Source organism: Streptococcus gallinaceus (genome assembly GCF_040545695.1).
In the GTDB taxonomy this organism is placed as follows: Bacteria; Bacillota; Bacilli; order Lactobacillales; family Streptococcaceae; genus Streptococcus; species Streptococcus gallinaceus.
In genome coordinates this window covers 127,609-149,076 of sequence record NZ_JBEPMK010000006.1, presented here as the reverse complement: position 1 = coordinate 149,076, position 21,468 = coordinate 127,609, and the positions used below count along the sequence as shown (strand labels likewise).

Annotated in this window: 17 protein-coding genes and 1 pseudogene; 10 read left to right on the top strand and 8 right to left on the bottom strand. The window is 39.0% G+C overall.

Going from position 1 to position 21,468, the window contains the following annotated elements:
* Window positions 1-41: 41 nt before the first annotated feature.
* The 3 genes from ABID27_RS08700 to ABID27_RS08690 form a co-directional block, all read right to left on the bottom strand.
* Window positions 42-2,594 (bottom strand): YfhO family protein, encoded by a 2,553-nt coding sequence (locus ABID27_RS08700; RefSeq protein ID WP_354281603.1) that lies wholly within the window; start codon window positions 2,592-2,594, stop codon window positions 42-44.
* A gap of 51 nt (window positions 2,595-2,645) precedes the next feature.
* On the bottom strand, window positions 2,646-4,265 hold the full coding sequence (locus tag ABID27_RS08695; RefSeq protein WP_253364579.1) for an ABC-F family ATP-binding cassette domain-containing protein: 1,620 nt from the start codon (window positions 4,263-4,265) through the stop codon (window positions 2,646-2,648).
* Between the two features lie 67 nt (window positions 4,266-4,332).
* A complete protein-coding gene (locus ABID27_RS08690; protein WP_354281601.1) occupies window positions 4,333-5,202 on the bottom strand; it encodes a YitT family protein in 870 nt (289 codons plus the stop codon).
* Between the two features lie 347 nt (window positions 5,203-5,549).
* Here ABID27_RS08690 and trpS point away from each other — a divergent pair, with 347 nt between their 5' ends.
* Together trpS and guaB are read left to right on the top strand one after the other, a co-directional pair.
* A complete protein-coding gene (gene trpS, locus ABID27_RS08685) occupies window positions 5,550-6,572 on the top strand; it encodes a tryptophan--tRNA ligase (protein WP_253364583.1) in 1,023 nt (340 codons plus the stop codon).
* A 396-nt stretch (window positions 6,573-6,968) separates the two neighbouring features.
* Window positions 6,969-8,450 (top strand): IMP dehydrogenase, encoded by a 1,482-nt coding sequence (guaB, locus tag ABID27_RS08680; protein ID WP_253364986.1) that lies wholly within the window; start codon window positions 6,969-6,971, stop codon window positions 8,448-8,450.
* A gap of 29 nt (window positions 8,451-8,479) precedes the next feature.
* On the opposite strand, the gene recF is transcribed toward guaB, so the two are convergent.
* Both recF and yaaA read right to left on the bottom strand, forming a co-directional pair.
* Entirely contained in the window at window positions 8,480-9,577 is a 1,098-nt protein-coding gene (gene recF, locus ABID27_RS08675) for a DNA replication/repair protein RecF (RefSeq protein ID WP_354281634.1), read from the bottom strand.
* A gap of 2 nt (window positions 9,578-9,579) precedes the next feature.
* Window positions 9,580-9,954 (bottom strand): S4 domain-containing protein YaaA, encoded by a 375-nt coding sequence (gene yaaA, locus ABID27_RS08670; RefSeq protein ID WP_253364585.1) that lies wholly within the window; start codon window positions 9,952-9,954, stop codon window positions 9,580-9,582.
* Window positions 9,955-10,026: 72 nt separating this feature from the next.
* Between yaaA and yfmF the strand changes: the two genes are divergently transcribed.
* The 8 genes from yfmF to apf all read left to right on the top strand — a co-directional run bounded on the left by yfmF (window position 10,027) and on the right by apf (window position 17,148).
* Window positions 10,027-11,277, top strand: a complete 1,251-nt coding sequence (gene yfmF / locus ABID27_RS08665; RefSeq protein ID WP_253364587.1) for an EF-P 5-aminopentanol modification-associated protein YfmF — start codon at window positions 10,027-10,029, stop codon at window positions 11,275-11,277.
* A 1-nt stretch (window position 11,278) separates the two neighbouring features.
* Window positions 11,279-12,562, top strand: coding sequence for an EF-P 5-aminopentanol modification-associated protein YfmH (gene yfmH, locus ABID27_RS08660; RefSeq protein ID WP_435533076.1), 1,284 nt, complete (start codon window positions 11,279-11,281; stop codon window positions 12,560-12,562).
* 76 nt (window positions 12,563-12,638) lie between these two features.
* Window positions 12,639-13,472: a cytoskeleton protein RodZ gene (gene rodZ, locus ABID27_RS08655; RefSeq protein ID WP_354281598.1), complete on the top strand. Its 834-nt coding sequence runs from the start codon at window positions 12,639-12,641 to the stop codon at window positions 13,470-13,472.
* A 12-nt stretch (window positions 13,473-13,484) separates the two neighbouring features.
* Entirely contained in the window at window positions 13,485-14,024 is a 540-nt protein-coding gene (gene pgsA, locus ABID27_RS08650; RefSeq protein WP_253364593.1) for a CDP-diacylglycerol--glycerol-3-phosphate 3-phosphatidyltransferase, read from the top strand.
* A complete protein-coding gene (locus tag ABID27_RS08645; RefSeq protein WP_253364595.1) occupies window positions 14,024-14,860 on the top strand; it encodes an energy-coupling factor ABC transporter ATP-binding protein in 837 nt (278 codons plus the stop codon). The genes pgsA and ABID27_RS08645 overlap by 1 nt, the downstream gene beginning before the upstream one ends.
* The gene (locus ABID27_RS08640) at window positions 14,836-15,678 is read left to right on the top strand and encodes an energy-coupling factor transporter ATPase (RefSeq protein WP_354281595.1); all 843 of its coding nucleotides are present in this window, start codon (window positions 14,836-14,838) and stop codon (window positions 15,676-15,678) included. Before ABID27_RS08645 ends, ABID27_RS08640 begins: the two co-directional genes overlap by 25 nt.
* Window positions 15,671-16,465, top strand: coding sequence for an energy-coupling factor transporter transmembrane component T family protein (locus ABID27_RS08635; RefSeq protein WP_354281593.1), 795 nt, complete (start codon window positions 15,671-15,673; stop codon window positions 16,463-16,465). The genes ABID27_RS08640 and ABID27_RS08635 overlap by 8 nt, the downstream gene beginning before the upstream one ends.
* Before the next feature lie 131 nt (window positions 16,466-16,596).
* Entirely contained in the window at window positions 16,597-17,148 is a 552-nt protein-coding gene (apf, locus tag ABID27_RS08630; protein ID WP_435533075.1) for an aggregation-promoting factor, read from the top strand.
* 51 nt (window positions 17,149-17,199) lie between these two features.
* Here the strand turns inward: apf and ABID27_RS08625 are convergent.
* From ABID27_RS08625 to sdaAB, 3 genes and pseudogenes are all read right to left on the bottom strand, one after another.
* Window positions 17,200-19,591, bottom strand: a pseudogene (locus ABID27_RS08625) (FAD-dependent oxidoreductase).
* A 232-nt stretch (window positions 19,592-19,823) separates the two neighbouring features.
* Entirely contained in the window at window positions 19,824-20,696 is an 873-nt protein-coding gene (gene sdaAA, locus ABID27_RS08620) for an L-serine ammonia-lyase, iron-sulfur-dependent, subunit alpha (RefSeq protein WP_354281591.1), read from the bottom strand.
* Between the two features lie 11 nt (window positions 20,697-20,707).
* Entirely contained in the window at window positions 20,708-21,379 is a 672-nt protein-coding gene (gene sdaAB / locus ABID27_RS08615) for an L-serine ammonia-lyase, iron-sulfur-dependent subunit beta (protein ID WP_253364604.1), read from the bottom strand.
* Between the last annotated feature and the right edge of the window lie 89 nt (window positions 21,380-21,468).

Genomic DNA, 21,468 nt, shown 5'->3' with positions numbered 1-21,468 from the left:
ACCAAAAAAGTCTAGACTCAATTGAATCTAGACTTTTTCAATCATTGTTGCTTTTTTCTTAGTCTCTCATAAAGGAAGAAGAATAGTAGTCCACCTACACAACAAAGGCAACTAATATAGAATCCATTCGGAATAAATGTCAATATAATCGTGCCACTGCCTTTTTTAACATTTACTTTCATAAAGCCATTTTGTGCGCGTGAAATGGTCAATTTCTTTCCATTTTGCGTGGCTGTCCATCCCTTATCATATGGAATGGTATAGAAGATAGATGCATCCTCTGTGGTACTATAGGTTGTTTTAACCGTATTTTTGTCTAATGTTGTATGAATATTTTTTTCAGACAAGGTAGAGATGGCTTCTTGATAGGCTGCCTGATCTAATATATAGAATTGTGGGAGGTCATAAGAAATCGTTTGATTTTTTGGAAAACTAATTGTCAAAGTAACTTCTTCTTGATCCTTGAAATAGCCAACATTAAAGAATGCAAAGGTATTATCCATTGTAAACTCACTTGACTGATTGTTTACAGTAATGAGAATGTTTTTACTATTTTCATTCGAATAACGGATATTTGGCAAGCTAACGTACAGTTGTCCATTTTTAGGGATTGTAAGTGTATATTGAACAGAGGCAGTTTCTTGACCAGTTTTTGCTTGAAGAGAAACACGATTTTCAAACAATTTTGTCTGACTGGATGAGGCTGGTTCAAGACTTGTAAAGTAATGATGATTCAGTCCGGTTAGGGCGTTCAAAAAATTGGTCTGATTATCCAAAGTAAGATTTGTAAACTTTATATTTTTGTAAAGTCCAGTAGTTAGGATACCTATTTGTTGGGCATTGTGATTTTGGTATAAATTTAAGCTTGTTCCATTTTTGTAGAGAGAAAAACCAAGTTTATTAGGATTTGTCGAGGCAATGTTGTATTTGATTCCAAATAGACTATCCGCGATGAGAGTATTATTTTGGTAGCGTAAATTCAGATTTGTTCCATCAGAGCGGAAGCCGAGTTTATCTAGTGTCGAGCTGGAAGAGCGATTACGGACAGAAGAAAATTGGGAAATTCCATTGTAATTGAATTTCATACTATCATTTCCAGTTTGAGGGAGAAGTCGCTCTGTTCGATAATTATTGTCAACATCCTTTACAAGATTGTCAATATCTTTTATATCTCGAGCATAATTTTCCCTACTTGGGAAATTCCATTCGTCTGCCAGTCCCTGAATCTGGTAATGACTATGAAGACCAATCTCGAAGATAGAAAAGAGTAATAGGGAAATTGTAAAAAATTGTAGTGAAATTTTATTTGAAATATTCGCTAAAAATAGGAGTCCATACACAATTACAAATTCTGCTGTTAATAAAAATAGGCTATTATCTAAGAAACTATAGTGCTCTTTAAATAAATAGGTTGTAACAAATCCAGCAATGAGAAAAATACCCACTGCAAGGAAATTCCAGCGCTTGATTTCCTTCAGGCGGATGCAAGTTTCTGCTGCCATGTAAATAATTAAAAATGAAAATACCCAGGCATACCGATGTAGGAACATATTTGGAGCATGCATACCTTGCCAAAATAAATCGAGTGGTTGTAGGTAAAAACTAGCTACAATAAAAGCAAGAACAAGGCTGTAAGTCAATTTCGTTACGCGTTTGATGGTTGGTAGGAAAAAGAAAAGCAGGGCTAGTATGAGTGGAAGGAGTCCAACCGAGATCATCGGAATGGCACCGAATTTTGTAGTATCAAAATTTCCCACAATATTTTTTGCAAAAATATCTAGAAACCATGAATTTTCAGTTTTTAAACTAGATATAGCTGTAAAGCTCTCACCATGTGTTTTTAAATCTAGATAAGTTGGTAAGAGAACAATCATACTGGTCAAGGTTGACAACAGTGACACAACTGTAAAGTCTATAAATGTTGAAATTCGTCCTTTTATATCCCAAGAAATTTCTAAGAAAAAGTATAGTAATAAAAAAATAGCAGTCATATATCCAAAATAATAACTTTGAATAAAGAGACAGGTCAAGGAAATGTAATAAAGAGTTCGCCCTTGTTTAGTAGCCAACCTGTGCAAACCTAGCAAAATAAGTGGAACAAGGATAAAAATATCTAACCACGAATTAATCTCTAGCTGGCTAGTTGAAAAACTCATGAGAGATAGACCAGTTGACAGCAAGAGCCCCAGTGTAGGAGACAATTTTTTATGGATACGAGTGAGGGAATAATAACTTGACAGACCCGTCAATCCAAACTTGACAATTGTAAAAAGGTAGAATGCATCAGGCATGCTTGAAAGGCTAAAGAAGTAAACAAGTGGTGATAGGAATGAGCCTAAGTAATAAGCAGAAAGGGCGTAGAAGTTAAGACCTAGACCACTTGTAAACGTATAGAAAATAGAACCTTGGCCGTGTAAAGCATTTCGTAAAGTTTGATTAAAAATCACATATTGATGAAATCCATCACTTGCAAGGATAGTCGTTTTACTTCCCCACCAGATTCCGTGGGTAGCTAACAAAATACCCATGATAGTCAAAGGTAGTAGAAATGAGATTAGGTGATAGAGAACTGTTTTTTTCTTAGGATAATTCATAGGCATATTGTATCACGTTTACAAATAGAAAAAAAGCGACAGTGTCGCTTTTTATTTCCAGAGTTCTTGTACCTTAGCTTGTACTTCAGCATTTTCCAAAAATTCATCATAAGTTTCATCAATACGGTCAATTACACCATTTTTAGAAATAACAATGATATGATTTGCTAATGTTTGAATGAATTCATGGTCATGGCTGGCGAAGATGATGGATTCTCTGAAGGCTTTTAGGCCATCGTTCAAACTTGAGATTGATTCTAAGTCCAAGTGATTGGTTGGGTCATCGAGCACGAGAACATTTGACTTGAGGAGCATGAGTTTAGACAGCATCACACGTACTTTTTCTCCCCCTGACAAGACATTGACAGACTTGTTAACTTCATCACCAGAAAAGAGCATCCGTCCCAAGAAACCACGCAAGAATGTGTTGTCATCTTCTTCCTTGCTAGCAAATTGACGAAGCCAATCCAAAATTGATTCGCTAGAAGCAAAGTCGGCACTGTTATCTTTGGGTAAGTAAGATTGACTCGTTGTGACACCCCACTTGACAGTACCCTCATATTCGATTTCTCCCATGATGGCACGGATAAGGGCGGTTGTTTGGATGTCATTTTGTCCAATCAAGGCTGTCTTATCGCCTGGACGAAGGATGAAACTGATATTATCAAGAATCTTTTCACCATCGATTGTGACAGACAAGTTCTCAACGGTCAAAAGGTCATTACCAATTTCTCGTTCTGCTTTGAAGTTAACGAATGGATACTTACGGCTTGATGGCACGATTTCTTCCAATTCGATTTTATCCAGCATTTTTTTACGAGATGTAGCTTGTTTTGATTTTGATGCATTGGCAGAGAAGCGAGCAACGAATTCTTGCAATTGTTTGATTTTTTCTTCTGCTTTAGCATTGCGGTCTGCTTGTAAGCGTGCAGCCAACTCTGATGACTCTTTCCAGAAATCATAGTTACCAACGAAGAGTTTGATTTTACCGAAGTCAAGGTCAGCCATGTGTGTACATACTTTGTTCAAGAAATGACGGTCATGGGATACGACGATGACGGTATTTTCAAAGTCAATCAAGAAATCTTCCAACCAAGTAATAGACTGAATATCCAAACCATTGGTAGGCTCGTCAAGAAGAAGGACATCTGGCTTACCAAAGAGTGCTTTAGCGAGGAGGACTTTAACCTTGTCACCATTTGCCAATTCACTCATGTTGAGGTAGTGTAGGTCTTCAGAAATATTCAAGTTTTGGAGCAATTGAGATGCTTCACTTTCAGCTTCCCAACCACCAAGTTCAGCAAATTCTCCTTCGAGTTCAGCTGCACGAACGCCATCTTCTTCAGAGAAATCTTCTTTCATGTAAATAGCATCTTTTTCTTTCATGATGCTGTAAAGTGTTTCATTTCCCATGATGACAACGTCAATCACGCGCTCATCTTCGTAGTCAAAGTGATTTTGACGGAGTACGGACAAGCGTTCGTCAGGACCGAGTGAGATATGACCTGTAGATGGTTCAATATCTCCAGCCAAGATTTTTAAGAAAGTTGATTTACCAGCACCGTTGGCACCAATCAAACCATATGTGTTACCTGCTGTAAAGTTGATGTTGACATCATCGAAAAGTTTACGGTCGCTAAACCGGAGTGAAACGTCTGATACTGTAAGCAATATGTATACCTCTTGTTCTTTATCTATCTGATATTTTACTAGAAAAAAGCTGATTTATCAATGAAAACTACATTGGGAAGAGAATATCCTCTTTGCTACCATGATTTTTTTGAAGGCTAAAACCACGACCACGAACTTGGGTAGCCGGCATGATGATGATAAATGCTGTCTCATCAATGGAGAGAATTTCTTTTTCAATCGTTTGTAACTCTGGTCGAGAAATGGTAATCATGAGCATGTGTTTTTCTGTACCAGTGTATCCCCCTAGGACGGGAAGCTCAGTTACTCCACGATCGATAATGGTTGTAATATAATTTTTGATGTCTTCATATTTTTGTGAAATCACCATGACATTGCGATGAGAATCGGTTCCAGCCATCATGAGATTGATGACATAAGTAATGGTCATCAGAGATAGGATAGAATACATAACCGTGTCTACATCGAAAGCGACAAAACCGAGTCCAACGATAAATCCGTCAACTAGAAATACTAGAAGTCCAAACGGAATAGGAGTATATTTATTGAGAACCTGTACGACAATTCCCGTACCGCCAGTGGATGAATGTCCGAGAAAGACTAGTCCAATTCCAAACCCAAGAATGATGCCACCGAAGATAGCAGCTAGCAATGTATTGTGAGAAAGAGTTGGAAGACCATCTGTCAACTTAATAAAGATGGCATAAATCCAGGCTCCATAAATCGTTTTGATAAAGGTTGATTTTCCCAATAAGAACCAGCAAATCAAGAGTAGAGGGATATTTGAATAAAGGACAAAATTTGATGTATCCCAATCGAGCAAACTATGAAGACTGATTGCGAGTCCACCAACGCCCCCAGAAGCAATATTGTTCTCAACAAATAAGGTATTATAAGCAATAGCTGCAATAAACGAACCAACGGTTACTAGAGCAAAATCTTTTAATCTTTCCTTCATAATCTCATCTCTTTTCTAAAAAAGTCCACACATTATTATGACGAAAAGATAGACAACCGTCAAGTGAAAATATCTTGACTTTTATAGTGAAAAATCTTAAAATGAGAGGGATTCAGAAAGAGCAATCTTTCTCCAAATAATAGAGAGCTGACGGTGCTGGAAGTCAGTATTTGGATAGATGAAATGGGCTGATGTTTCATGTGAAACAAATACATAAGTTTCAGGTCGGCACCCCTTACCGTGCAGAAGAGATAGCATAACAGATGCTAATTGAGGTGGTACCGCGTAGACTCAAAGACGCCCTCACACGATTTTCGTGTGAGTTTTTTATTGATAAAGGAGAATTTATGACAAAACCAATTATTTTAACGGGTGATCGTCCAACAGGTAAGCTACATCTGGGGCACTATGTTGGTTCATTGAAGAACCGAGTGATGTTGCAAAACGAGGACAAGTATGAGATGTTCGTTTTCTTGGCGGACCAACAAGCCTTGACAGATCATGCAAAAGAATCAGAGATTATCAAGGAATCTATCGGTAATGTAGCTCTAGATTACTTATCAGTTGGTCTTGATCCAAGCAAATCAACGATTTTTATTCAGAGTCAGATTCCAGAGTTGGCTGAGTTGACCATGTACTATATGAACCTTGTTTCATTAGCACGTTTGGAGCGAAACCCAACGGTTAAGACTGAAATTGCTCAAAAAGGATTTGGTGAATCCATTCCGTCTGGATTTTTGGTGTACCCAGTTTCACAAGCAGCTGATATTACAGCCTTTAAAGCTAACTTGGTTCCCGTTGGGAATGACCAAAAACCGATGATTGAGCAAACGCGTGAGATTGCACGCAGCTTTAATCACACCTATAACTGTGACGTTTTAGTAGAGCCAGAAGGCATTTATCCAGAAAATGAAAAGGCAGGGCGATTGCCTGGCTTAGATGGAAATGCTAAAATGTCCAAATCCCTAGGAAATGGCATTTACTTATCAGATGATGCTGATACTGTACGTAAAAAGGTTATGAGCATGTATACTGATCCAAATCACATCCGTGTAGAAGATCAGGGGCAAATTGAAGGAAATATGGTTTTCCATTATTTGGATATCTTTGGAACAGCAGAAGATGCGGCGACAATCGCTGACATGAAGGAACACTACCAGCGTGGTGGTTTGGGAGATGTGAAGACTAAGCGTTATTTGCTAGAAGTATTAGAGCGTGAATTGGCACCAATCCGTGAACGTCGTTTGGAGTATGCTAAAGATATGGGAGAAGTTTTCCGTATGCTTGAAAAAGGAAGTGAAGCAGCGCGTGCAGTTGCCGGACAAACCTTATCAGAAGTTAAAGCTGCAATGGGGATCAATTACTTTTAAATAAACTAGAAAAAATGGAGGCGTTTGTTATAAATTGTCTCCTTTTATTTACTTTGTAAAGTTCTATTTTACAGAAATTGTCAGCTTTGTTGACAGTATACTTAGAAATAGGATGATTATTAATAAAAGAAATGCCTATTGAATGATATGAGGTGTAGAACTGATAATCATAAGAAAAAGGGATTCGAATGATAAACAAGTAGTAGTGCATAAATTAGGATGAAAATCGTACAAAAATCATATTTTTTGCAAATAGTATTCGTTTTTCGTGGATTGAATTTTGTTTTTATTTTTTTAATTATTTTTAAGTTCGGAAAAAGCCTTGTTTTTGTTGACAATTGGCTGTAAAATGATATGATAATAAGCACAACAAAAATGAAAAGAGGAATAGATACCATGTCAAATTGGGACACGAAATTTTTGAAAAAAGGCTATACATTCGACGATGTTTTGCTCATTCCAGCAGAAAGTCATGTTTTGCCAAATGATATTGATTTGAGAACACAACTCGCGCCTAATTTGATTTTAAATATTCCAATTATTTCTGCTGCTATGGACACTGTTACTGATAGCAAAATGGCCATTGCTATGGCGCGTGCTGGAGGTTTAGGTGTTGTTCATAAAAATATGTCTATTGCAGCTCAAGCAGAAGAGATTCGTAAGGTGAAACGTTCTGAAAATGGTGTTATTATTGATCCATTTTTCCTCACTCCAGAAGATGCTGTTGAAGAAGCTGAAAACTTGATGGCAACTTACCGTATTTCAGGTGTTCCAATTGTTGAAACGATTGAAAATCGGAAATTGGTTGGGATTATCACTAACCGCGATATGCGTTTTATTACAGACTATACGCAGCCAATTTCAGCTAATATGACAAGTGATAACTTGGTAACAGCACCAGTTGGAACAGATCTTGAAACTGCTGAAAAAATTCTTCACGAGCACCGCATCGAAAAACTTCCTTTGGTCGATGAAGAAGGGCGATTGGCAGGCTTGATTACGATTAAAGATATTGAAAAGGTTATTGAATTTCCAAATGCAGCTAAGGATGAATTTGGTCGTCTCTTAGTAGCTGGTGCGGTCGGCGTAACTTCTGATACATTCGAACGTGCAGAGGCTTTGTTTGAAGCGGGTGCTGATGCGATTGTTATCGATACTGCCCATGGTCACTCAGCTGGTGTTCTTCGCAAGATTGCTGAAATTCGTGAGCATTTCCCAAATCGTACCTTGATTGCAGGAAATATTGCGACTGCTGAGGGAGCACGTGCTCTTTATGAGGCTGGTGTAGATGTTGTCAAAGTTGGTATTGGACCAGGTTCTATCTGTACTACACGTGTTGTAGCAGGTGTGGGGGTGCCTCAAGTAACTGCGATTTACGATGCTGCTAGCGTTGCACGTGAGTATGGTAAAGCTATCATTGCTGACGGTGGGATCAAGTATTCAGGTGATATTGTCAAAGCATTAGCAGCAGGTGGACACGCAGTTATGCTTGGTTCTATGTTTGCTGGTACGGACGAAGCACCTGGCGAAACAGAGATTTTCCAAGGTCGGAAGTTCAAAACTTATCGTGGGATGGGCTCTATCGCAGCGATGAAACAAGGTTCCAAAGACCGTTACTTCCAATCTTCAGTGAACGAAGCAAATAAATTGGTTCCCGAAGGAATTGAAGGACGCGTGGCTTATAAAGGCTCCGTTGCAGATATGATTTTCCAAATGGTTGGTGGTCTTCGCTCAGGTATGGGCTATGTAGGGGCTGGTACCATGGAAGAACTACGTGAAAAGGCACAATTCATTGAAATGTCAGGTGCTGGCTTGAAAGAAAGTCACCCACATGATGTTCAAATTACAAATGAAGCGCCAAACTATTCAGTACATTAAACAATAAAAGAGGACTCTAGAGTCCTCTTTTATGTTGTTTCTTCTGTCAGTTGTCCTGATTCAATATGAAAAATTTTCAACTCCTCGGGAAGTTGGTGTAGATGTTCTAAAGAAGTAGTGGTGATAAATGTTTGGATTTTCTCAGAAATTGTATCTAGAAGCTGTTCTTGACGGTAGTTGTCAAGTTCACTCATAACATCGTCAAGCAGGAGGATTGGATATTCTCTAGTGACTTCTTTCATAAGTTCAATTTCGGCCAATTTTACGGACAATACTAAACTCCTATGTTGCCCTTGACTACCATAATGAGCGTTCATATTATTTATGAAAAATTCGATATCATCTCGGTGCGGACCGATTCCGGTATTTTTTTTGAACAAGTCACGTTTACGACTTCTTTGCAACTCTGTCAAAAAAATGTCAACTAGATTGACATTGTCTGTAAATCTAAAGCTAGAGACATATCGTAGTGAGAGCTCCTCTGTATCATTAGAAAGATTGAAATGCTTTTGTTTAGCGTAGTTTTCTAATCTCTCGAGAAACTTTAATCGATGCTGGATCACCTTACTGCCATAATCGGCGAGTTGCATATCTAGGACATCTAAAAAATTCTCATCAATCGCTTTTTCTTGTTTTAAGTAAGTATTTCGTTGCTTTAAAACGTGATTGTAACTCGAAAGATCAGAGAGATAGAGAGGTTTGATTTGTCCCAACTCCACATCAATAAATTTTCTACGGAGTGCAGGAGCACCCTTGATTAGTTGAAGATCTTCAGGCGCAAACAAGACAACGTTCATGTGGCCAATATAATCAGACAATTTAGTTTGCTTTAGATGGTTTACTTTTGTCGTCCGTCCTCTATCTGTCAACTCAATGTCAAGTGGAAGTTTACCACTTGTACGATGAATGAGCCCGCTAACAGTTAGATTCCCCCCATCAAAAGGCAACAAATCTTTGTCAGTACGAGTACGATGACTTCTTGTTAAGGCAAGGAAGTAGATACTTTCTAGAATATTTGTTTTTCCTTGTGCATTTTTCCCTAAAAATACATTCAAACCATTATGGAAGTTGACAGAAAGCTGATGATAATTGCGGAAGTTTTGTAAACTTAATTCTTCAATCCACATCATTAAGTACCTGGGAAACGGACAGGTTTTTTAGCTTCTTTTGGCTTGCTAGCCTGCTTAATAGGATTCGTCTTTTTTACTTTTTTATTCATTTCTTTAACGAGAGCTGCGACACGCGCCTTTTCTTCTAAATCTAATTGATGTTCTTTCATCTCCTCAGGAGTTGGGGCGATAACAGTAATTTTTAGATTTTGTGCGGGCAATGTGACCACGTCATTGACTCTAATTTTTTTACCACGTTTTTTCTCATCTTCACCATTGAAAAGAACGGTATTCTCAGTTAGAAATCCCTTGATTGCACCACCAGAAGATAAAATTCCCGTATTTTTCAGTAGTGCTTGCAGTGTAATGTATTCTTCAAATAATTTGTATTCCATAGTTCACCTCATTACAGATAATTATATCACAAAATGGTATAATAAGGCTTACTACGCTTGAAAGAGGTTCCTATGAAATTACAAGAGGGTGTGAATCTTCACTTTATTCCTTCAGAAAAATTTACGACTAATCAAATTAAAATCCGCTTCACGGCTCCTATGGATAAAAAATCGGTAGCCAATCGTGTGCTGGTAGCCAATTTACTTGAAATGGGTAATCAGGACTATCCATCCAATCAGGCATTACGACGAAAATTAGCCGAACTATATGGTGCGACTTTTTCTACAAGTGTTTCCAAAAGAGGATTGGTCCATATTGTTGATATTTCCGTTTCTTATATAAAAGAACGGCACTTGCTTTCGCAAGAGAATCTGACGGAAGAAATTGTGACCTTATTGTTGTCAACGTTGCAAAAACCGTTGGCGAAAAAAGGCGCTTTCCAGCAAGAAATTTTTGAAATCGAAAAAAGGAATCTTCTTTCTTATTTAGAATCGGAAGTTGAAGATAATTTTTATCATGCAGACTTGGAGTTAAACAAGCTGTATTTTCAAGATGAAAATTTACAAATTTCTCGGGTATCTAATCTTGAATTGGCAGAGAAAGTGACTGCGGAAACAGCTTATCAGGCATTACGTGACATGTTAAGTTTAGATTGGATTGATATTTTTGTGTTAGGGGAAGTTGACGAAGAGTTGACAGAAAAATTATTTAGAAAATTTCCGTTTACCTATCGAAATCCAAAATTATTTTTTGAGTATAGCCAAGAATTCTCACCTGTTTTACGCGAAAAATCAGAGAGAAAATATGCAAAACAGTCCATATTGCAGCTAGCTTATCATTTACAAATATTTTACAATGATGACAACTATTATCCTTTGTTGATTTTGAATGGCTTGTTTGGCTCTTTTTCACATTCAAGATTGTTTACTCAGCTGAGGGAAAAAGAAAGCTTAGCCTATACAATTGGTTCGCAATTGAACATCTTTGCAGGAACTTTAAAGGTATATGCGGGAATTGATAGAGAAAATCGATTGAAAACCTTAAAAGGGATTCATCGCGAATTGTTGAGATTAAAGCAAGGACACTTTTCTGAGGAAGAAATTAACTCGACAAAGAAAATGTATCTACATTCTGCTCAAATCGCTCAAGATAGAGGACAAAACTTGATTGAACAAGTTTACAATCAATTGGTGTTCCAGGAACGAAATATCTCGGTAGAAGAATTTATGGAAAAAATCCAAGAAGTGAAAAAAGAAGACATTGTAAGGGTTAGCCAAATGCTACGTTTACAAGCAGTTTACTTTATGGAAGGAGTAGAGTAAATTGACCAAACTTATCAAAACAGAATACCCTTATTTGATGGATCCAGTTTTTGAATATAAGATTGACAATGGATTGACAGTCGTATTGATGCCAAAAGAAAACTTTAATGAAGTGTATGGCATTGTAACTACTAGATTTGGAGCTATCAATACCAATATTAAAGTAGATGGAATATTAAAAAATTATCCATCCGGAATTGCCCATTTTTTAGAACATAAGATGTTTGAAGACGCTTCGGGGAATGATAGTTTACAAGACTTTACAAGAATTGGTGCGAGTGCCAACGCCTACACCAGTTTATACCAGACAAGTTACCTGTTTTCAACAACTGAAAAAGTAGTGGAGTCCCTAGAATTACTACAAAAGATTGTTTCGGAAGCCCACTTTACCCCTTATTCTATAGAGAAAGAAAAGGGAATTATTGAGCAGGAAATTGAGATGTATCTAGATGATCCAGATTATCGCTTGTATATGGAAATTTTAGCTAGCTTATATCCTAATACACCATTAGCCCAAGATATAGCTGGGACTGTTTTGTCTATTCAGGAGATAACTGTTGAAAATTTATATGAAAATTTCCAATTCTTTTATCAACCGAACCAGATGCATTTAGTTGTCATTGGAAATTTTATAGTGGATGAAGTGATTCATTCTATTGAGGTTTTTCAAAAAAATGTTGACAATAAGTTTACAGAGATAGAAAGGTTGCCCATTGAGCATCATCCAATATTGGAGCATCGAAATGTAACTTTACAGGTCGCTTCTCCCAAATTGGCAGTTGGTTTACGTGGAAATAGTCAATTGAAGGATGAGGAGATTCCAAAGTATCGCTTGTCATTATCCTTTCTATTTTCTATGCTTTTTGGTTGGACTTCGCAGACTTATCAAACGTTTTACGATGCTGGAAAGATTGACGGCTCCTTTACACTGCATTTAGAGGTACGACCTGAGTATCACTTCTTAGTTGTTACGGCAGATACGGAAGAACCAATTGCCTTGTCATCTTCCATCCGTAAAATATTGAAAAATTTTGAAACCAGCCCTGATTTGACAGAAGAACATTTTGAAGTATTGAAGAAAGAGGCTTATGGGGAATTTCTTCGTGGTCTAAATTCGCTAGAGGGAACAGCTAGTCAGTTTGCAGCTCAGTATTCTGAGTTTGAAACGATGCTGGATGTGCCAAGGTTGCTAAATGAGATAACTTTGGAAGATATCACTAAGGCTGGGCATTTATTTATTGATAGCTGTGATATGACAGATTTTACAATTTTTCCAAATAAATAAGGACTAAGCATCGAAATTTATATGAAAATCTGATAAAATAATGTATTGAAAATTAAAAGAGAGAGAGTGAAATCGTATGAGGCAAAAAAGTATCGGTGAGGTTCTGAAGACTGCACGTGAAAGTCGCGGTTGGAGTCTTGCTGAGATGCAGCGCCTAACACAGATTCAGGCTAAATATCTTCAAGCTTTGGAATATAATGATTTTGCTTTCATTCCTGATAAGGATTACGCGCGTAATTTCTTAGAGCGCTATGCACATGTCTTAGAGTTGGATAGTGAGATCCTTTTAGAAGCTTATGATACAGATAGTTTAGTGGTTTACTATGGTGTAGGTGAAGAAGAAGATTTTGATGAAAAATTAAGTAGAAGCCAGCGAGGGAAAAAAGGGGTATCGAATTACCTACCGATGATTTATTTACTCCTAGCAGCTTGTTCAATTTTGATTTTTATCACCTATATCGTGCACAGCCGCATTCAAAATCAAGCGACCTTGTCTGAAAATAGTTCCTACAAGGTTGTGAGTCAGTCAACAAGTAAAAGTAGTTCTAGTTCAAGTACAACAGCAAGCTCAACGACTAGTTCAAGTACAACACCTAAAGTAGGGCTAACGGTATCAGGTGGTGGAGATAGCTTGACTGTCAAAGTGACAAATGCAACAGAACCACTAGACATCAAACTTTCTGTTACAGATGTGACAAGTTGGATTAGTGTTAGTGATACGGATTTGGCTACTGGTTCTACCCTGTCTGCTGAAAACAAATCAGCTATGACAACCCTACCTACTGGTGTACAAACGACGACGATTACTCTTGGAGTGGTTCAGGGAGTTACGATTGAAATTGGTAGTCAAAAATTGGACACATCGCTATTAACCAATCAATCGGGAACAATCGTGCTCACAATTGAATAGAAGGAAGAGAAAATGAAAAAAGAAAATATACCTAATGCCCTTACTCTAGCAAGAATTTGTGTCATTCCAATTTTTATCTTGGTCTTGACCGTGTGGAATAGTGTAGGAATGCATGTTTTTGCTGCGGTGCTTTTTTCTCTTGCTAGTATCACAGATTATCTGGATGGGTATCTAGCTAGAAAATGGAAAGTTGTCAGCAATTTTGGTAAATTTGCAGATCCGATGGCCGATAAAATTTTGGTTATGACGGCCTTTATCATGTTGGTTGAACTTGGTTTTGTACCAGCTTGGGTGACGGCAGTGATTATTTGTCGAGAATTAGCTGTTACTGGTTTGCGTTTGCTATTGGTTGAAAATGGGGGAACAGTTCTAGCAGCAGCTATGCCGGGGAAAATTAAGACATTTTCACAAATGTTCTCTATTATCTTCCTTCTCCTTCACTGGACAGTTTTAGGCCAAATCACACTCTATATCGCTCTATTTTTCACTATCTATTCAGGTTATGATTATTTCAAGAGAGCGAGCTTCCTTTTCAAAGATACCTTTAAGTAATGACAAATATTATCGAAGTAAAAAATATCAAATACAAATATGATGAAGAGGATGAGCATTACACCTTAAATGATGTTTCGTTTCACGTGAAACAGGGAGAATGGTTGTCCATCATCGGTCATAATGGGTCAGGTAAGTCTACGACGGTTCGGTTGATAGATGGTCTTTTAGAAGCTGAATCCGGAGATATTTTTATTGCTGGAGATAAATTGACAGCAGAAAATGTCTGGGAAAAGCGGCAGCAGATTGGGATTGTATTTCAAAATCCAGATAATCAATTTGTCGGTGCAACGGTAGAAGATGACGTGGCTTTTGGCTTGGAAAATCAAGGATTGCCTTATGAAGAGATGGTGCAACGCGTACAAGAAGCCCTTGAACTGGTTGGTATGGCTGAGTTTAAAACACGTGAGCCAGCACGTCTCTCAGGTGGCCAGAAGCAACGGGTAGCCATTGCAGGTGTGGTAGCATTGCGTCCAAACATTATCATCCTGGATGAGGCGACTAGTATGCTGGATCCTGAAGGTCGTCTGGAGCTGATTCGAATTGTGAAGCAGATTAAAACTGCCTATGGAATGACGGTGATTTCTATCACACATGATTTGGACGAGGTGGCCTTGAGCGATCGTGTACTTGTTATGAAATCAGGTCGAATTGAGTCAACCAGCACACCGGCTCAGCTATTTATCCGAGAAGATTTGGAAGAGTTGGATATGGATAAGCCATTTACAATTGAACTGCTGGATCAGTTGAAGGTAAAGGGATTAACCTTACCACACCAGTATTTTACAGAAGAGGAACTAGAAAAAACGTTATGGGAATTACTCTCCAACAAGTAAGTTACACCTACCAAGCAGGCACGCCCTTCGAGGGTCGTGCGCTTTTTGGCGTGGATTTGGAGATTAAGGATGGATCCTATACGGCCTTAGTTGGGCATACGGGCTCAGGAAAATCAACTATTCTACAGCTATTGAATGGTCTTAATATGCCAACGTCTGGTCGTGTTCTGATTGATGAAACAATTATTTCTCCTGATTCTGTCAATAAAGATATTAAGCAGGTACGTAAAAAAGTTGGGCTAGTCTTTCAATTTGCGGAGAGCCAAATTTTTGATGAAACTGTCTTGAAAGATGTAGCTTTTGGTCCGCAAAATTTTGGTGTTTCAAAGGAAAAGGCAGAGGAAATTGCGCGTGAGAAACTTGCTCTAGTTGGTATTTCAGAAGAACTTTTTGAGCGTAGCCCATTTGAGCTTTCCGGTGGTCAAATGCGACGCGTTGCCATTGCGGGTATTTTAGCCATGGAACCAAGTGTGCTCGTATTAGACGAGCCGACAGCAGGCTTAGACCCTGCCCGTCGTAAGGAATTAATGGCTATTTTCAAGCAGTTGCATGCCCAAGGAATGACAATTGTCTTGGTAACTCATTTGATGGATGACGTGGCTAATTTTGCTGATTACGTCTATGTGATGGAAAAGGGAAAAGTAGTCCTATCGGGTCAACCGAGAGAAGTCTTTCAACAAGTTGATTTTATGGAAAATATTCAATTAGGAGTCCCGAAAATTACTAAATTTGCGGCTAATTTAGAGCGACGTGGCTTTGTGTTTGAGCAACTCCCTATCACAATGGATGAATTTGTGGAGGTGATTGGCCATGGATAAATTGATTTTGGGACGTTACATTCCAGGGGATTCCATTATTCATCGACTAGATCCTCGTAGCAAACTTTTAGCCATGTTTCTTTTTTTGCTCATTATTTTTTGGGCAAATAATCTAGTAACAAATCTACTATTACTATTTTTTGTACTGGGCTTGGTTTTGTTGTCTAAGATCAAAATTTCCTTTTTCGTTAGTGGATTAAAGCCCATGATTGGCATTATCTTATTTACAACCCTATTTCAAGTATTTTTCGCAGGTGGACAAGAAGTTCTAGTTAAATTCTGGTTTATCACGATTACCTTGGAAGGTTTGCAGCAGGCAGGGATAATTTTCATGCGCTTCGTCCTGATTGTCTTCTTTTCAACCTTGCTGACTTTGACAACTATGCCATTAAGCCTTGCAGACGGAGTAGAGGCAGGGTTGGCTCCATTAAAATACATCAAGGTTCCAGTTCATGAAATTGGCCTCATGCTTTCTATGAGTTTGCGTTTCGTACCGACTTTAATGGACGACACGACGCGTATTATGAATGCTCAGCGGGCGCGTGGTGTGGATTTTGGTGAGGGGAATATTATCCAAAAGGTAAAATCTGTTATTCCAATTCTCATTCCTTTATTTGCATCTAGTTTTAAGCGTGCAGATGCTCTAGCCACAGCCATGGAGGCACGTGGTTATCAAGGTGGTGAAGGGCGTAGTAAGTATCGCATGCTTCACTGGAAGTGGTCGGATACTTGTACAATTGCTATTATGATTGGACTAGGAATCCTACTTTATTTCTTAAAAACTTAAAGAAAAACGCCAGAAATGGCGTTTTTTCGTCTAATTCCAATAAGACTGTAACAATTGTAATCATATACCAATATGAAAGTAATATAAAGAGGGTATGATAAAGGACAGTTGTTAAGAAAGGAATTTATAGTATGAAAATCAATTATTTGAAAACAACATTTGCAGGAGTTATTGCTGCAGTCTCTCTTTTTATGGCAGGAGCCGTTAGTGCGGATTCCTACACTGTTCAATCAGGCGACACTCTATCAGAGTTAGCAGAAAAGTATTCAACAACCGTTGATGAAATTGTTGCTGCTAATAAGATTGTCAATGCGGATTTGATTCATGTTGGTCAAGTATTGGAAATCAATGCTACAACGGGACAAGAAACAAGCGCTCAAGCACAGACAACTGAGGCAGCTACTGCATTATCTGAAACAACAGCGGCTTCTACAACAAGCTATACTTCAACAGCAACTGGTAGCGAAGCAGCTGCAAAAGAAGAAATTGCTCGTCGTGAGTCAGGTGGTTCTTACACTGCACAAAATGGTCAATATTATGGCCGTTATCAGTTGACAAATACTTACTTGAATGGAGACTATTCTCCTGAAAACCAAGAACGTGTAGCTGATGCATATGTTGCAAGTCGTTACGGTTCATGGTCAGTAGCTCTTGCATTCTGGAATGCAAATGGTTGGTATTAGAAATTAGACAAAAAAAAACGAGTTTAGTGATTAAACTCGTTTTTTTTGATGTTAACAATGTTCTTGGATAGCAGTATCTGCAGCGATACGCCCAAAGGTAAAGATGTCTGTAAGCGAGTTACCTCCAAGACGATTTCCCGCGTGTAGTCCACCAGCAACTTCACCAGCAGCGTAGAGTCCATTGATGATGGCATCAGATTTATTCAAGACATGGGCCTTTGTATCAATCTTCAGACCGCCCATAGTATGATGGGCAGCAGGTTTACGAGGAATTGCATAAAATGGTGCTTTTTCATACTTCAAATCAAAGCCACCTTTATCAAATTCAGGATCAAAGCCGGCATCAACATAGGAATTATACTTGACAATAGTGTCAACTAACACAGTAGGATCTATATTGATCTGGTGAGCTAGATCCTCTAAAGTATCAGCAAGGAACAATGTTCCAGCAGCTACTTGAGCATCAATTTTTTCTTGATTGGTATTATAGGTTGTAGCCTTGATGTTATCATCGGCGATGAGGTAGAAAAGACCTCTGTTGTCAATTGCTGCCTGAGAAAGCTTGTCACGACTGCCATATTCATCTACAAAACGTTTTCCTTCAGTGTTGACCATAATGAAATTTGCAGGGGGAACTTGTAAACCTGAGAAGAGGGCGCCTGTTACAGGATCCGATACAGGCATTAGCTGACTAAATCCCATACCGACAAGTTCGGCTCCTACAGACTGTCCAAGAAGGATGCCATCGCCTGTCACAGCTGGTGTATTTGAAGTGGCAATATCATCTGCAATCTCTGTCCAATAAGTATTGTATTGCTGTAGCATTTTGGTGTTTGCTTGTAGTTAAAATGACTGCTTTGCCATGGATGGTAATATTTTGTCCGTTTCGACCTGTTCTTGCAACACCAGTCACCGTTCCATCAGTCACTAAAAGTTCTTTGACAGGTGTGTCGGTCAGGATGATGCCACCATGTTTTAAAACGAAGTCTTTTAGAACAGAAATGAAAGCAACTCCCATTGGCATTTTGGGTTTGTGACCTCGGCGCCATAGGGCACCAACAGGCATCGTAACTTCATCTCGAACAAATTCGACTCCAACATCTTCTAGCCAACGCACAGATTCTAGGGCGTGCTCTGTCAGCACTGAAACAAGGTCAGAATTTCCATGGATTTCTTGTCCATTTAAGTCTGTTCGTTTACCTCCCAAATAGGTTTGAAGACGGTAGAGGAGCTTGGAGTCAAATAGGTAGCTTGGGTCGTTTAGGTATTCTTCTAATTCACGTTTAAGAGAATGGAAGTCTTCTAGGTATTCAGCATCAATGCTTGATTCATCCATATTGTAAAGTTCGTGTAAATTATGAGTTTCACCAGGATTTGCTGAAAAAGTAGCCTGTCAAGCTGGATCAGGGGCATTCATTGGCCCGCCAGCACGTACGGTATTTCCTCCGACAGACGGAAATTTTTTAACAACAATGACACGTTTACCAGACTGTAAAGCTCGAGCTGCAGCTGCAAGACCCGCACCTCCACCACCAACAATGACAAGGTCTATTTCATACGTTTTATATTCTTTGTCGAGAGCAGAAGGTGCTTTAGGGCGTTTGCGGAGGGAGTCAGGATTGCCTCCTGCTAGACGAATTGCTCGCGCTACGCCATCTAGAACACCATTTGAGGTCACGGAAGCACCAGAAACGGCATCGACATTGAGAGTCTGTCCTTCGATAATCTCAGCAGGGATACGACTAAATACAATGTCTGCAATACCAGCTGATTCACCAGAGGAGTCGATATCAATCTTTTCAATTCGCTCTTCTGACAAGGTTACCTGCATAGGTAGATTTCCATTGTGGCCAACAGTCGTCACCGAGTAGGTCCCAGGTTCAAAAATCACCTCTTCAGGTTCGTTTAGTTGATTAGTAATTGTAGCAAATCGAACAAATTTATAAAAACAAGATTCAAGAAAGTCAATCGTTCCTTGGGAAATCAGATTTCCTTCTTCGTCAAATGCTTGGTGAGCACGGCCTAGTAAGAACTCGTTACCTGGCATGACAACAGCATTGACATCGGGTGCATCTAAGATTTGTCGGAGGTGAAGCTGAGCGCGTGAGGAGCCCTGGATATCATAAGAAGCCCCCACAATCATGACTGGTTTGCAAGTGAGTGGATGAATAGAGAAAGAAAGCCATTCTAAGAGGCTGTTGAGAGCCGAAGGAATGGGCTCAGGTGTTGCGATGATAACACCATCTGCCGTTAGTATTTTTTCTGAAAAATCTGCTACAGGAGTAAGCGCAATCCGATCTTCGGGCTCATTAAAAGCAGGAAGTTGGCTAATTTCAAGTAGCTCTATTTCTACCTGGTCTGAGAAATGTTTTTGCATAAACTGTAGCAATTTACGATTGGTAGATCGCTTGGAATTGGTTCCAACAATAGCAACTAACTTCATTGTGAAAAACCTCTCAATTCTTATTTGACCTAACTATACACCAAATATAAAAGCAATGCAAACCTTTTCAAAAACAAATGTTGATTTTTACAAAAAAGATACTCCTTTCTTAGATTAAAGGAGTATCTTTAATTTGTATTAGCGTGATTTAAAGATGAATGAGCAGAATTACGAAAACCTAATTCTCTTTACAGTATGTTGACAAAGTTGTAAAAAGGTAATGAAAATTATCTTAATTTCCAAAGATTTCTTGGGTCAGGCGCTTGCCTGTTGGAGTAGCTGCAAGTCCACCTTCAGCTGTTTCACGAAAGGCAGTCGGTAAGCTAGAGCCAACTTGGTACATGGCATCAATCACTTCATCAACTGGAATTTTAGACTCAATGCCAGCCAAGGCCATATCAGCTGCTACAAGTGCAAAGCTAGCTCCCATGGCGTTACGTTTCACGCAGGGAACCTCTACTAGCCCAGCTACAGGATCACAGATGAGGCCCAGCATATTTTTAATGACAAAACAGATAGCCTGGCTAGCTTGATAAGCAGAACCGCCTGCAGCAAGCGTTAGGGCAGCGGCCGACATAGCGCTGGCAGATCCTACTTCGGCTTGGCATCCGCCTTCAGCCCCCGAGATAGAAGCGTTGTTAGCAATCACAAGTCCAAATGCTCCAGCGCTGAAGAGGAAATTAAGTTGCTCTTCTTCTGTTAATTCGAGCTTTTCAATCGCAACGGAGATAACTGCAGGTAGACAACCTGCCGAACCAGCAGTTGGGGTTGCACAGACAAGTCCCATTTTTGCATTTAATTCATTGACAGCTATGGCGTTTCGGGCAGCAGATAAAATAGTAGAATCTGCTAATGTTTTTCCAGACTGGATATAACGATCAAGCTTAGCAGCATCTCCGCCAGTCAATCCAGAAACAGATTTGCTATCTGTTAGACCGTCTTTTACGGAGGATTTCATAACTGTCAAGTTCCTTGACATTAGTGTCACTATTTCTTCACGACTACGTCCAGTTAATTCAATTTCGGTTTCAATCATAAGCTCCGCTACGCTTCCGTTAAAACGGTCATTAGCTTGTTGAACGAGCTCTTCTACAGTATAAAACATAGGTGTCCTTTCTAGTTGAAGAAGTTGACATTGTGTAAATGAGGAATCGTTTCAATTTCTTTTACAGCCTCATCACATTGACGGGAATCCACTTCGATAATCATGATTGCTTTCTCACCCGCTTTTTCACGTGTAACGTTCATTTGAGCGATGTTGATATTGTAGGTAGACAGTATCTCTGTCACATGGGCAATCATACCAGGGACATCTTGGTGCACAATGATAATCGTCGGAGTATTCATGTTTAAGTTGACAGCAAAACCGTTTAGTTCTGTTACTTGAATATTTCCTCCACCGATTGAAACACCAGTTGCAGAGATTGATTTTGTATCATTTTTAATGACAATTCGCGTTGTATTTGGGTGCGGAGTATTGCTATCTTTGTTAATTTTCCAGTAAACTTTGATACCACGCTCGTGCGCAATATCGAGTGAATCAGGAATGCGTGGGTCATCTGTGTCCATGCCTAAGATACCGGCAACGAGGGCGACGTCAGTACCATGTCCACGGTAGGTTTTGGCAAAGGAATTGAAGAGTTGAAATTCTACTTCAGTCGGCTCTTCTCCAAAAATAGATGAGACAATTTTACCGATACGAACAGCACCAGCAGTATGGCTAGAAGAAGGACCAATCATGACTGGTCCGATAATGTCAAATACGGATTGAAATTTTAAATTTTTCATTGTTTTCCTCGAATTTTTTTCTACTGTTATTATAACAAAAATAGATAGGGAGTAGGGGGTTATAATCATTCAATAAAATGCATAAAAGT

What these genes read in the sequence shown, in the direction of transcription:
- guaB (WP_253364986.1), top strand. Translation starts at nt 6,969, where the DNA reads ATGTCAAATTGGGACACGAAATTTTTGAAAAAAGGCTATACATTCGAC.
- ABID27_RS08690 (WP_354281601.1), bottom strand. Translation starts at nt 5,202, where the DNA reads ATGAAGGAAAGATTAAAAGATTTTGCTCTAGTAACCGTTGGTTCGTTT.
- yaaA (WP_253364585.1), bottom strand. Translation starts at nt 9,954, where the DNA reads ATGGAATACAAATTATTTGAAGAATACATTACACTGCAAGCACTACTG.
- ABID27_RS08635 (WP_354281593.1), top strand. Translation starts at nt 15,671, where the DNA reads ATGGATAAATTGATTTTGGGACGTTACATTCCAGGGGATTCCATTATT.
- rodZ (WP_354281598.1), top strand. Translation starts at nt 12,639, where the DNA reads ATGAGGCAAAAAAGTATCGGTGAGGTTCTGAAGACTGCACGTGAAAGT.
- sdaAA (WP_354281591.1), bottom strand. Translation starts at nt 20,696, where the DNA reads ATGTTTTATACTGTAGAAGAGCTCGTTCAACAAGCTAATGACCGTTTT.
- yfmF (WP_253364587.1), top strand. Translation starts at nt 10,027, where the DNA reads ATGAAATTACAAGAGGGTGTGAATCTTCACTTTATTCCTTCAGAAAAA.
- recF (WP_354281634.1), bottom strand. Translation starts at nt 9,577, where the DNA reads ATGTGGATTGAAGAATTAAGTTTACAAAACTTCCGCAATTATCATCAG.
- ABID27_RS08700 (WP_354281603.1), bottom strand. Translation starts at nt 2,594, where the DNA reads ATGAATTATCCTAAGAAAAAAACAGTTCTCTATCACCTAATCTCATTT.
- ABID27_RS08645 (WP_253364595.1), top strand. Translation starts at nt 14,024, where the DNA reads ATGACAAATATTATCGAAGTAAAAAATATCAAATACAAATATGATGAA.
- apf (WP_435533075.1), top strand. Translation starts at nt 16,597, where the DNA reads ATGAAAATCAATTATTTGAAAACAACATTTGCAGGAGTTATTGCTGCA.
- trpS (WP_253364583.1), top strand. Translation starts at nt 5,550, where the DNA reads ATGACAAAACCAATTATTTTAACGGGTGATCGTCCAACAGGTAAGCTA.
- ABID27_RS08640 (WP_354281595.1), top strand. Translation starts at nt 14,836, where the DNA reads ATGGGAATTACTCTCCAACAAGTAAGTTACACCTACCAAGCAGGCACG.
- sdaAB (WP_253364604.1), bottom strand. Translation starts at nt 21,379, where the DNA reads ATGAAAAATTTAAAATTTCAATCCGTATTTGACATTATCGGACCAGTC.
- pgsA (WP_253364593.1), top strand. Translation starts at nt 13,485, where the DNA reads ATGAAAAAAGAAAATATACCTAATGCCCTTACTCTAGCAAGAATTTGT.